This is a genomic window from Streptomyces sp. NPDC032721, assembly GCF_055579625.1.
This window is the reverse complement of the sequence record NZ_JBVIMX010000001.1, coordinates 1017454-1030269: the sequence shown is the minus strand read 5'-3', so window position 1 is coordinate 1030269 and position 12816 is coordinate 1017454. Positions and strand designations below refer to the sequence as shown.

5 protein-coding genes are annotated in these 12816 nt (G+C 72.5%); 2 read left to right on the top strand and 3 right to left on the bottom strand.

Translation table 11 applies throughout. The features are described from left to right. Positions 1 to 347 precede the first annotated feature (347 nt). Entirely contained in the window at positions 348 to 1406 is a 1059-nt protein-coding gene (locus tag ACZ5PB_RS04325; protein ID WP_468687637.1) for a vWA domain-containing protein, read from the top strand. Between the two features lie 26 nt (positions 1407 to 1432). Here ACZ5PB_RS04325 and ACZ5PB_RS04320 read toward each other — a convergent pair whose 3' ends face one another. The 3 genes from ACZ5PB_RS04320 to fxsT are packed head-to-tail and all read right to left on the bottom strand — an operon-like array spanning position 1433 to position 9293. Next, positions 1433 to 2467 carry a hypothetical protein gene (locus ACZ5PB_RS04320; RefSeq protein WP_468687636.1) on the bottom strand — a complete coding sequence of 345 codons (1035 nt, stop codon included), beginning with the start codon at positions 2465 to 2467 and terminating at the stop codon, positions 1433 to 1435. Further along, positions 2464 to 3756 (bottom strand): CHAT domain-containing protein, encoded by a 1293-nt coding sequence (locus ACZ5PB_RS04315; protein ID WP_468687634.1) that lies wholly within the window; start codon positions 3754 to 3756, stop codon positions 2464 to 2466. The genes ACZ5PB_RS04320 and ACZ5PB_RS04315 overlap by 4 nt, the downstream gene beginning before the upstream one ends. A 5-nt stretch (positions 3757 to 3761) precedes the next feature. Next, positions 3762 to 9293 (bottom strand): FxSxx-COOH system tetratricopeptide repeat protein, encoded by a 5532-nt coding sequence (gene fxsT, locus ACZ5PB_RS04310; RefSeq protein ID WP_468687633.1) that lies wholly within the window; start codon positions 9291 to 9293, stop codon positions 3762 to 3764. 331 nt (positions 9294 to 9624) lie between these two features. Here fxsT and ACZ5PB_RS04305 point away from each other — a divergent pair, with 331 nt between their 5' ends. Continuing rightward, positions 9625 to 12816 (top strand): ATP-binding protein, encoded by a 3192-nt coding sequence (locus ACZ5PB_RS04305; RefSeq protein WP_468687631.1) that lies wholly within the window; start codon positions 9625 to 9627, stop codon positions 12814 to 12816.

Sequence of the window (12816 nt, the reverse complement as noted above, 5' to 3'; positions counted from 1 at the left end):
TCCAGTGATAGTGCGGAAGGGACACTCGTGCCGGGCCGGTAATGAATGGATTGCTCCGTGGCCCGTTCGGCGAATTTAGGAGAAGGGCGGACCGACTGTCAACGAATGGCAAAGAGAACCCATGAGAAGCAGCCCCGGACGGGCCGAATTTGGCGTGAATCCGACGGCGGTCCCCTCCATGGTTCGCGTGCAGTCGGCGGGGGCTTCTGTCCGCGAGCGCGCCACGGTCTTTCCCAGCGGCGGCGCCACCGCCGTGCGGTCGATGGAACCGCAGGTCAGGGTCGTTGTCAGTGGCTCGACCTAGAGTGAAAACGTCACTTGGGGAGCCTCGTAGAAGGAGCACACGCGTGTCCGCAAACAAGATCCAGCACAAGGTGAATCACGTCGCGCTGGTAGTGGACTGTTCGGGTTCCATGCGTCCGCACCAGAGCCAACTCATCCGTGTGGTAGACGAGTTCGTGGCGGGACTGAAGGCCGAGTCGGACAGCCTCGGGCACGAGACCCGGATCAGTCTCTACTCCTTCGACCACCAGGTGGAGAACCTGGTCTGGGACATGGACGTGAAGCACCTGCCGTCCATGCGCGGGCTGTACAAGGTCAACAACGGGGCCACGGCGCTCATCGAGGCCTCGCTGAAGTCGCTGGACGACCTCGGGCACATCTGGGAGGAGTACGGCGAGCACAGCTTCCTCCAGATCGTGGTGACGGACGGCGAGGAGAACGCCTCCGGCGGCGACCGGCGGCACGACGGGGACATGAAGATCCTCGGCCCCTGGCTCGACCGGATCGCGGCGAAGATGGGCGGGCTCCCCGCGCACTGGACCTCCGCGATCCTCGTACCGAACTCCCTGGCCAAGCGCACTGCCCAGAACTACGGCTTCCAGGCCGGCAACATCGCCATCTGGGACGCGGATTCCCAGGAGGGCGTCGAGGAGGCGATCGGCACCGTGCGCGCCGCCGCCACCAGCTTCCTGCGCGGCCGTGAGCAGGGAGTGCGGGGCACGAAGAACCTGTTCGCCGTCGGGCAGGACATCTCCGTCGACGAGGTACGGGCGAACCTCGAACCGATTCCGGCCGACAAGTACCGGCTGCTGAAGGTCGACAAGGAGTCCGAGATCCGGCCCTTCGTCGACTCGCACCCGGGCGTTTCGTACCAACGCGGCGCCTGCTACTACCAGTTGGGCGCCCGCGCCCAGGTTCAGGCGAACAAGGAGGTCATCGTGGTCGAGAAGGACACCGACCGCGCTTACACCGGGGACGCCGCGCGCAGCCTCCTGTTCGGTACGGGAATCCAGGGGACCGTCTCCGTGAAGGCGGGCAACAACCCCAAGCTGGAGGTGTACGTGCAGAGCCGCTCGGTGAACCGGAAGCTCAAGCCGAAGACCCGGCTGCTCATCATGCTCTGAGTCTCCGTGCGCTGAGTCCTCCGTGGTCAGCGGGAGCGCTCCGCCAGGGTCAGCAGGAGGTGGGCGGACTCCGGGCGCAGGAAGTCGGAGTGGGCGCCCGCCGGAGCGAGACGGGTGCGGCGGCTGCCCCGGTAGTAGTGGTCCGCGTTGATGTTGACGACACGGTGGTCCAGTACGTGCTGGGGGTACGTGGCCGCCGTGTCCAGCAGCCCCGTCGAGAACTGCGCCACGGGGGCGGCGCCCGCTCCCGAGTGGCCGATGCCGGGTTCGCCCTCGGCGCGCAGGTGCCAGAAACCGGTTGCCCGGTCCCAGCGGGAGTGGGTCAGGACCAGCGGGCCCCTGAGAGGCGCACCGGGGTGTTCGGGGGTGGGGAAGAGCGTGGTGAAGTGGCGGGCCAGGGCGTCGCGCGGGGCCGCCATCTGGAAGATGAGCGCGCTGTCGACCGTGAACGGGCGGCGGGGGTCGTGCGGTTGGCTCCAGCTGAGCACCGGAGGGCGCTCGGCCGCCCGTTGCACGGCCTCGCAGAGGAAGCGGCCGCCGAAGGAATGGCCGACCAGATGGAGGTACGTGCCCTTGCGGTTGGCCAGTACGGCGGAGCCGCGCGGGTTCGCCCGCTCCGCGTCCAGATAGCCGAGCAAGTGCCCGATGACGTACGGGGCATGACCCGCGCCCTCGGCACTCATCGCGTGCGCCCTGTCCCGGATCAGCCGGTAGCCCCCGAGGGTGGGGCGGCTGGAGGAGGGCCAGCGCACCACGACGGTCCACGGCCGGTAGCCGTTCGCCAGACCCGGGTAGCGGGCCGGGTGCTCCGTCCACAGCCGTACGGACTCGGCGAGCAGCCTGGCCGCCGTACGGGTCGCGGTCGGCGGCGGTGTCCGCCAGCCGTGCACGTACACGTGGATGTCCGTCGCCCAGTCGGGGATCCGCAGCCGCTTGGCGAGGTGCTCGGCGATGCGGCTCACGGGGACGGGTGCGCCCTCCGGGGTGCGCAGCCGGCCCTGTTCGTCCAGGTCGATCACCGACGGTTCCGGGACGGTGTGCAGCGGTGCGTGGCTGGTCAATCGGTCAACTCCTCCTGGAGGAACGGGAATTCGGGCGCGTCCTTGTCGAGCTTGAGGCGGCTGTGCAGTCCGCCGTGCAAGGAGTAGGTGAGGGCGAGCGGGTTGTGGAACTTCTCGGCGAAGGTCCTCACCAGGGACTGGCTGATCTCTCCGGCGGTCCGGTCGCCCTCCAGGTACCGCTCGATGAAGCAGTGCGCGTACTCCGAGGCGAAGATCTCCGGTATCTCGATCTGCGGGCCCAGCACCCCGCAGGCACCGAGGTCTATCAGGGCGGCGCCGATGTGTTCGACGTGCGGGCCGTCCGAATCCTGGCCGGTGTGGCAGGCGTTGAGCAGGACGAACGGGCTGAAGTGCTGGGGAGTGTCCTTCATGTGGCGCCGCTGGCGGTACAGCTTGGCGCTGTCGATCAGGCCCGCGTCGGACAGCTGGATGACCAGGCGGCGGTCCGGGTTCCCCTCCTCCAGGAACCTGCCGTGGCACCAGAAGTACATCAGGTCCTCGTGCACGACCGGTTCGCTGAGCGACTGCAGGAGCTCCGTCGCCCTGGTGCGGACCTTCAGGACCGAGTGATGGGCGAGGAGTTCGCGTATCTCCGCCGCCCGGCCCACCCCGTCGAGGGTGACGTCGGTGTTCAGGCTGGTCACCGGCCGCCTTCGCCGTCCCCGCTCCAGCTGCTTCGCGTAGTACCGGGTGGGCGCGGTCTGCTCGACCTGGTGGCGGTGACCGAGGAAGGCGCTCCACGGGTCGGCGAAGAGGGACGGGTCCACGGCGAGCATGGGCCAGGGCATGGGGAGGTCCGTGTCGAAGCTGATCCGCAGGTCCTGGTGGTCGGCCAGATACCCGAGGACCACCTCGCGGAGCCGGCCCAGCACGGAGCCGCTTCCGTCGAGCATGACGTCCAGAACGTCGTACCCCTCCTCCGCGAGGTCCTTCAGGAGGGGCTCGACGAGTACCCAGTGGCGGGTCAGGTCGGACTCCTCCGACAGGGGGTGGTCGCCGATCCGCCCCTGGTCCGGACTGTCGATGGTGTGGTCGACGACCAGCCGCTTCCACTCGGCGCGCAGCGTGCCCGCCTTGCCGCGCAGCTTCTGCGGAGTGGCCTCCAGCGGGGCGTCGGTCCAGGGGTTCCCGTCATGGATCCACGACGCGCAGACGATGACGTTCAGCCGGTCGGGTGCCGAGTGGCGCAGGATGATCCGCAGGTCGCGGTCGCCGACGGGCCGTGCAGGGGGGTCCGTGAATCCGCACGAGTGGTCCTGCACCACCGTGACGGGGAGCTCCTGTTCCATCTGAGTCAGCCGCTCCCCTGCTCCTGCACATCGTCGGGCCCGGTGGGGTCCGACACCTGCACGGACGTCTCCAGGTCCTGAAGGGGCAGCCCGGACGCGTGGTCGTAAAGGGTGAAACGGAGCTTGTGCGCCCCGGGTTCCCGAGGGGTGAAGGAGAAGACGGCGCCCGGTCCGCCCGGGGTGTGGCTCGCCGCGGCCGGGGAGACCGTCGCGTCGCTGCGGCACTCCGGTACCACCTGGACGAGGGCCAGCCCGACGGGCGGGACGTCGTCCTGCCGCTCCAGCCGCACCTCGACGGAAGACGTCCGGCCGACGACTGCGGCCCGGTCGTCCAGGAGCGTCAGCCTCGGCCGCCAGGCCGGCCGTGCGGTGCGCAGCCGCCGGCGCAGTTCCCCGGTCGCCGGGTGGTCCGGGCCGTACGCCCGTTCCCAGCGGCTCAGCAGGTCGCTCTGCCACTCGGGGCGGGCGGGCCCGTCGGACTCCAGCCGGGTGAGAACGAGCGCGACGTGGCTCTCCAGGGTGTCGGGGTGGTCGGCACCCAGCACCCGCGACCGCGCCGCGTGCACCGCCCGCAGCAGCAGGACGGCGTCCGAGGGGCGCCCGGAGCAGGCGAGCGTACGGGCGAGCGCGACGGGCACACTGGGCAGCCGCTCACCGAAGCGGTACGCGAAGAACTCGACCCGGCGCCCCAGCTGGACGGCGTCCGCCGCATCGGCCAGGGACTCCGGAGCGAGGTCCTCGGACCCGTGGCCCAGCGGCGAGTCCAGTACGGCCGCCCGCCGGTGGATCCGTACGAGACCCTCGATGTCCGTCGGCCAGTCGGGGCCGGTCCGCAGCCGGTGCACGGCGACGAGCAGCTCTTCGAGCACCGCGCGCGCCTCGTCGGGTTCGCCCGACCGGACGAGGACGTGGCCCAGCACCGCCCTCGGGTCCCAGGTACGGCGGTGGTCCGCGCCGAAGAGGCGTACGGCGTCCGCCACCGTCCGCCGGGCCAGCGGCACGGCGCGTGCCGTCGCCCCCGAATCGGCGAGGACCCACGCCAGGTGGCTCCGGACCTCGACCGTCCACGGGTGTTCGTCCGGCAGCACCGACTCGCACCGCTTGAGCAGCTCCTCCAGTACGGAAGTCGCCGACGGCAGGTCGCCGGTCTCCCGGACGGCGGACGCCAGGCCCGCCCGGCAGGTCAGCGACCAGATGTGGTCCGGGCCCCTGACCCGGTCGCTGTCGGCGACCAGAGCGATGAACTCCTCGACGGAGTGCCGCCGCCGGCCCGCCCGGAGCAGCGCCTGCGCCCGGTCCCGGCGCGCCACCAGCGTCGAGTGGTGGTCCGCTCCCAGGACGCGGCCGGTGTCCGCGACGAGCTCTTCCAGGAGCCGCAGCGTCCGTTCGAGGTCGCCGAGGTACGCGCAGGCGGTGGCCAGCCGGTCACGGGCGCGGAGCGTACGCGGGTGGTCCGGGCCGAGGACCCGGGTGTGGTCGGCCACCGAACGCTCCGCCGCGTGCACCGCCTGCCGGGCCGTGGATTCCCCCAGCAGGGCCCAGACGACGTCGTCGCGCACCTCAAGGGTGTCGGTGTGGTCCGCTCCCAGGCGCTGTTCCTGTTCGGCCAGCAGACCGAGGAGTTCGCGCAGGGCTCCCGCACGGTCACCGGCGAGTTCCCGCGTCCGGGCGTGCGCGGCGCGTTCGACCAGCGTGCCGGGATGACGTAAACCCAGGGCACGGGTCCGGTCCGCCACCAGTTCCCCGGCCGAGTTGAGGGCCTGTTCGTAGTCCTCCGCCTCCTTGAGGGCGGACACGAGCATGGACCGGTTGTCCAGCGTGGCCACGTGTGCGCCGCCCTGGAGCCTGACGTGGTCCTCGTGCAGCGACCGTAGCCCGGCGATCGCGCGGCCGGTCCGGCCGGAGCACACCCACACGTAGAGCAGCCAGGAGCGCGCGTTCAGCGTGTCCGGGTGGTCCTGGCCGCGGACCCGCACGAAATCCTCCACCAGCCGCTCGGCCGACTCCTCCGCGAGCACGAGGTCGCCCGCGGCGGTGCGGCCCGCGACGATGCTGAGCCGGACGTCGAGCACCTCCGGATGGTCCGCGCCGTCGTGCGCGGACTGCGTCTCCAGGAGGGATGTCAGGGTGGCCAGGGACTCCGCGTGCAGTCCGGCCGCCCGCTGGACCCGCCCCAGCTCCAGCCGGGTCCGCAGGGTGCGCCGGTGGGTCGGTCCCCAGATCCGGGCCCAGGCCGCGGCCGTCTCCTCGTACAGCTCGATGGCCCGCCGGTGGTTCTGCGCGTCGGAATGCGTGTCCGCCAGGTTCTCCTGTACGAGCAGGGTGGGCGGTGCCGTGTTCCCGAGCAGCCGGCGGCGCAGCTGAAGCAGCCGGGAGAACTCCGCGACGGCCCTGTCGTGTTCGTCCGCGCCCAGGAAGGCGAGCGCCAGGCCGTTGCGGGCGTCGAGGGTGTCGGGGGCCTCGGCGCCGAGCAGCCGGGTCCGTACGTCGATCAGCTGCTCGTACTCCTCGATTGCCTGCTCGTACCGGCCCGCCGACCGCAGTACCCAGGCGCGCAGGAAGCGGGTGTGGAGGGTGGAGGGGTGCCGGGGGCCCTGGACCCGGGCGCGGTCGGCGACGAGGGATTCCAGCAGGCCGAGCGACCGGTCGTACTGGGCGGCCGCCTGGAGCGCCACCCCGAGCGACTCGCGGACGTGCAGGGTCCTCGGGTGGTCGGGACCGTGCACGCGCGCGTGGACCTCGACCAGTTCCCCGTACGCGCGAAGGGCGTCCGCATGGCGCTTCTCCGCGGCGAACAGCCACGCCAGCGAGCGGCGGACGGACAGGATGCGGGGGTGGTCGGTGCGGAGGAACTCCTCCATGTCGGAGACGAGTTCGGTCAGCTCCCGGACCGCCCGCGCGTGCTGGCCCGCGTCCTGGCGGGTGAACGCGAGGACTTCGCGGGTGCCCAGCACGTGCGGATGCTCGGGGCCGAGCAACTCGACCCGGTCGGCCAGGACTTCGGTGTAGAGGTCGATGGCGGCCCGGAACTCCGAGGAGGCGCGCAGGGTGTTCGCCAGGCCCGCGCGGGCGTTCAGGGTCGCCGGGTGCTCCCGGCCCTGCGCCCGGGTCCGGTCGGTCACCAGGCTCCTGCGTTCCTCGCGCGCCCGGCCGAGGTCACCGGACAGTTGCAGGGCGTACGCCAGGGCCGCCCGCGAGTGCAGCGTGTCCTGGTGGAACTTGCCCCGCACCCGCCGGTAGGCGGCGGCCACCTTCTCGTAGCAGTCGACCGAGCGGGGGTGGTCGCCCCGCATCCGGTGCACCCCGGCGATGTCGTCCCGGTAGTCCAGCGTCGAGGGATGGTCCGGGCCCTGGGCCCGCGCACTGTCCTTGGCGAGCGACTCGAAGGAGGGCAGCGCCATGTCAGGGCCATCGGCGTCGATCACCGCGTACGCGAGGTCCTGCCTGCTGCGCAGGGTGTCCGGGTGATCGGCGCCCTGCACCCGGGCCCTGGCCCCGGCCACCTCCGTGTAGATCCCGACCGCGCTGCGCGGATCGCCCGCCGCGAGGTGGGCGGAGGCGAGCCAGCCCCGGGCGGTGAGCGTGTCGGGGTGCTCGGGGCCCAGCAGGGAACCGCGGACCTCCACCGCCTGCTCGTACAGGCGCAGGGCCGTGGTGTGGTCACCGGCCCAGCGGTAGGCGTAGGCCAGGTTGGTGCGGCTGGAGAGGGTGTCCTTGTGCTGGGGGCCCAGCACCCGGGCACGGTCCGCGACGACCGCCTCGAACTCCCGGACCGCGTCGACGTGGCGGCCCGCCGTCTGCAGGGCGTACGCCAGGTCGTTGCGGCTGCGCAGGGTGTCCTCGTGGTCCCTGACCTGGACGCGCCGCCGGATGGTGACGACCTTCTCCAGTTCGGTGACCGCGCGCATCACCTCGCCCGCCTTGCGGTAGGCGTACGCGAGCCGTTCGCGGCTGGCCAGCGTCTCGGGCGCCTCGGGCCCGGAGACCGTGCTGCGGTCGAGGAAGAGGTCCTTGCACAGCACAATGGCGGTGGCCGGGTCCCCGGCCTTGGCGTGGAGTTCGGCGAGCCGGTCGCGGTGGCCCAGGGTGCTCTCGTCGTCGAGCCCCAGCAGCAGGGTGGCGCAGTCGACGACCCGCTCCATCAGCGGGATGGCCAGCACGTGCTGTTCGCGGGCGACCAGTTCCTCGGCGCCCTGCCGGTACATGGCCACCAGGGCGGAGTCCGGCTCGGCGTCCTGCGCGGTGCCGGTGTCCGCCATCGCCTGAATGTGCGTCAGATACGGGCGTACGCCGTCGGGGGCCGCGCCGACGGCGGCGGCGAGCGCCCGCTCCGCGCGCCCCCGGGCGTCCGGCACCTGCGTCGCCGCGGCCTCGCGCAGCGTCCGCTGGAGCAGCCGGTGCAGGGCGATGCCGTCGGGGCCGAGGGAGACCAAGTGGTAGCTGCGCAGCGCCTCCAGAGCCGCTTCGCTCTCCTCGGCCCTGCCATTGAGGTGGCGGAGCACGTCGAGCGGCAGTGCCTCAGGGGCGTACCAGGCGAGGCTGTGGAGCATGGTGACGGCCGAGGGGTGCCTGGTCCTGATCGCCTCCAGGCTGGTGCGGCAGATCCTGGCGACGGCCCGGGCCGCCGCGCTGTCCCCGCCGAAACCGGCCTTCACCTTGTCGGTCAGCTTCGTCCGGTAGGCGGCGAACCCGGTCCTGGTCTCCCGCAGATAGGCGCGCGCCTGGGCCAGGGCCAGCGGCAGGTAGCCCAGGTCGTCCGCGAGCAGTTCCGCCTGTTCGCGGTCGGCGGGGGAGTGCGCCGGGTCAAAGCCGCCCTGCCCCGTGCCCGGTGCGCACAGCAGGTCCACTGCGGCCTCGTGGCTGAGCACGTCGAGGCTGATCAGCTCGGCGCCCTCGGGCCACCCCGTACGGCACCGGCTGGTGACCAACTGGTGCCCCCTGGACAGCAGTCGGCCGAGGAACGGGGTGAGGTGCTCGGGCCGCTCCACGTTGTCGTAGACGAGCAACCAGCCGGGGTGCGCCTCCAGCCAGGCCAGCGCCCACTCGGTGCGCTCCATCGGGGTGGCCGGGCCCGCCCACTCCGGGTACAGCAGGAGTGTGAGATCGGCCAGGCCGGAGGCGATCTGCGCCTCGCTCTCGGAGTTGATCCACCAGACGAGGGCGTAGTCCTCGCGGCGGTCGTACGCGTAGTGCAGTGCCAGCGCCGTCTTGCCGATGCCGCCGAGCCCGCTCACCGTGGCCGCCGACCGCTGTGTGATGACCCCGCCGCCACCGGCCAGCGAGGCCGCCAGCCGGGCGAGGGCCTCGGCGCGACCTACGAAGGGCTGCCGGGAGCGGGCGGGCAGGTTGTTGTCCCATGTGTCCGGCGGCGGGATCCGGACCGCGGCGGCCTTCGCCTCGGCGGACAGCACCGTGGTGTGCCGTTCGGCATGGGGGTCGCTGCCGGGGCGCGAACTGTCGGCGTCCTGGCCGAGAAGTGCCGGGTCGCTCCGGACGATGTCGGCCGCCGCGGCACGCGACTGCTCAGTGATGATCATTGCTCCCCCAGGCTGCTGACCACCTCGTACCCCGCCCACCGCACTGCCGGACGGACTGTCACGGGGCGGCCGGTGTCGAGGATGTCTCCACACCCGTGGAACGGGGGGAAGGTCACTGTAGAGAGGTACCCGCCGGGTGTCACGCTCCTGGGCCGCGGGCAGGGGCGAACCGGCCATCGCTGTCACGTTTTTGGGCTGCCGACGGAGGCGAATCGGTCACCGCGCCGTCGTCCTCGGTGCTGGCTAGGGCGTGTCTTTCGGATCAGGTCGGCTTGGGTGCACAGCCCTGCGACCCAGGCCTGGTCCGAAAGACACGCCCTAGGGTGCGGGGGTGACCTTCGAGTTGACCCTGCTGTCCGGTGCCGCCTTTCGCGGACGGGAAATCACCGCGCCCCGGCTGCGCGGGCTGCTGGCCCTGCTCGCCGGGGACATGCGCGGCGGATGCGGTGTCGGGCGACTGGTGGAGGGGCTGTGGCCGCAGGAGCGGCCGGAGCGGCCGGGCAAGTCGGTCCAGGTGCTGGTTTCGCGGGTGCGTTCCTTGTACGGGGCCGAGCTGGTGAGGAGTACACCGACCGGGTACCGGCTGGGACTTGAGGAGGAACAGGTCGACTCCTCCGCACTGCTGCTGCGGGCGGCGGCGGGCACGGAACTGGCCCGGCGAGGTGACCACCGGGCCGCGCTCGCGGAGGCCGAGGCGGGGCTGGGGATCTGGGACGGGGAGGTCGGTGCCGGGGAGGGTGACGAGCGGTACGAACCCGTGCTGGCGCTGCGGGCGGCCCGGGTGGGGAGCCGGCGGGCCCTGGTGCGCGTGCGGGCGCTCGCGCTGGCTCGGACGGGGCGGCCCGGGGAGGCGCTGGAGCCGCTGACGGAGCTGGCTGCCGAGTCGCCCCGGGACGAGGAAGTACTGACGGAGCTGCTGCGGTGCGAGGCCGCGGCGGTGGGCCCGGCCGCCGCGTTGCGGCGCTTCGAGGGCTACCGGCAGGGTGTGCGGGACGAGCTCGGCGTCGGCCCCGGTGACGAACTTCGGCGCACGTACGAGGAGTTGCTGAGGTCCGATGTGCCGGTGGTCCGGCACCGGGTGCCGCACGAGCCCAATCCGCTGGTCGGCAGGAGCGCCGATGTCGCCGCCGTGAGCGGGCTGCTGCGCGAGGGGCGGGTCGTGAGCGTCGTCGGGGCCGGTGGGCTCGGCAAGACCCGCCTGGCCCACGCCGTCGGCCGGGACGCCGCGCAGCGGGTGGTGCACGTGGTGGCGCTCGCTGGTGTGCGCGAGGACGCGGACGTGGTGGGGGAGGTGGCGTCGGCCGTCGGCGTCGGCGGGGGCAGGCACTTCGCCGGGGGCGGCGGGGGCGGCGATCTCGTCGATGCGGTGGTGGGGGAGCTCGGGGCCGGTCCCGTACTGCTGGTGCTGGACAACTGTGAGCAGGTCGTGGCCGGTGTCGCCGGACTCGTGCACGCACTGGTGGCGCGGTCCGAGGAGTTGCGGGTGCTGGCCACCAGCCGGGCGCCCCTGGGGTTGACCTCCGAAGTGGTGTACGCACTGCCGGAGTTGGGGCTCGACGCGTGCGTGGAGCTGTTCGGGCAGCGGGCCAGGGCGGTCCGGCCGGGGGTGCTGCTGCCCGCAGGGGAAGTGGCTGCGCTGTGCGCGCAGTTGGACGGACTGCCGCTGGCCGTCGAGCTGGCCGCCGCCCGGGTGCGGGTGCTGTCCGTGGGGGAGATCGGGCAGCGGCTGCGGGACCGGTTCGCGCTGCTGCGGGGCGGGGCGCTCGATGCCCCGGAGCGGCACCGGACCCTGCACGCCGTCGTGGAGTGGAGCTGGAACCTGGTGGACTCCGGCGGGCGGGAGGCGTTGCGTGCGCTGTCCGTGTTCCCCGGCGGGTTCACCGAGGAAGCTGCGGGGCGGCTGCTCGGGCACGGCGGCCGGAGGAGTGGTGATGTGCTCCCGCTGTTGGAGCAGTTGGCCGGTCAGTCCCTGGTGAAGGTGGGGGAAGGGGCCGGTGGGGTGCGGTTCCACATGCTGGAGACCGTACGGGAGTTCAGTGCGGCGCGGCGGGCGGAGGTGGGCGAGGAGGAGGCGGTGGTGGACGGATTCCTTCGCTGGGCACGGGAGTTCGGTCACCGGTATCACGAAGTGCTGTTCAGGGACGACCCGTTGGCCTCGTCGGTGCGGATCCGGGCCGAGCAGGACAATCTCGTACGGGCCCTGAGGTACGCGCTCGTACGGGGCGACGGGCCGACCACCGCCGCCGTCACGGCCGTACTCGCCGCGCTCTGGGTCACCAACTCCCACCACACCCGGCTCGCCGCCCTCGCGGAGGAGACGGGCGGGCCGCTGTCGCACTTCCGGCCGGGTGCCGGGGAGGCTGATTCTGCCGAGAATGCCGAGAGCGTGGAGGTGGCTCGGAGCGCGGCCGCGCTGTGCGCTGCGGGGCTCTTCATGAGCCACGGCCCCGGCGCCGTACGTCAGTTGGTCACGCTGCGCCGCCTCCCGGCTGCCGCGCCGGACACCTTCCCGCGCGCCCTGGCCACCGTACTGGCGGCCACTCCCGAGGTGCGTCCGCCGGACTACTCGCGGCTGCGCGAGCTGTGCGCGTCCGGCGAGCCGCTGGTGGCGGGCCTCGCCGAGTGCGTCGCCGGATACGTGTGGGAGTACGAGAACGACGTGGAACGGGCCCTGGACTCCGCCCGCCGGATGCTCGACGCGCTCGGGTCCCTGCGCAACCCGGCCGCACAGATGCTGTGCCACGGCCGGATCAGCGAGCTGTGCCTCCAGACCGAACGCGGCGCCGAGGCGTACCACCACCTGCGTGCCGCGCTCCGCACGCTGGAGCGGTTCGAGGACTCCGCGGACGCCTTCGGGGTGCGGTGGGCGCTGGTGCTCGCGTGCGTACAGCGCGGGGACGTCGAAGAGGCCGAGTACTGGCTGGAGTTGGCGGCCAGGGACCGGCAGCCGGAGGAGGCGGGGGAGATCTTCTTCACCCCCGACCTGGCGGCGCGGGCGGAGATCGCGCTGGCCCGTGGCCGTACCGAGGAGGGGCTCGGTCTGTGGCGGCAGGCCGTGGAACGGATGACGGAGGGGCGCCCGCCGGAGTCCGCGGAGGAGTCCGTGGACCCGTGGTCGCTGAACGTGCGGGCGGCGGCGCTGGCCGTGCACGCACAGCACCGCCGCCTCGCGGAGACCGGTCCACTGGCCGCACAACTGACGTACAGCCTGCGGAAGTTGCTGGGCGAGGGGCCCGGTGAGTTCGCCCCCGTGATGCTGCCTGTGTGCGGCACCGTGCTGTTGGCGCTCGGGCTGGCCCGGCTCGGTGCGGGGGATGCCTCGGCGGTACGGATGGTGGCGCTGGCGGAACGGATGCGGGTGCTGCGGGAGTTCCCCGCACTGTCCGCCGCCCGGGCCCGGCGGGCGGTCGAGGGCGCCGACGGGGCGGCGTACGCCGACGCGGTGTCGGAGTACGCCGCCCTGGGGAGCGAGGAGTTGCGGGCGGCGGCGCTGCGGGAGCTGAGCGCTCCTGGTCGCGCGTGA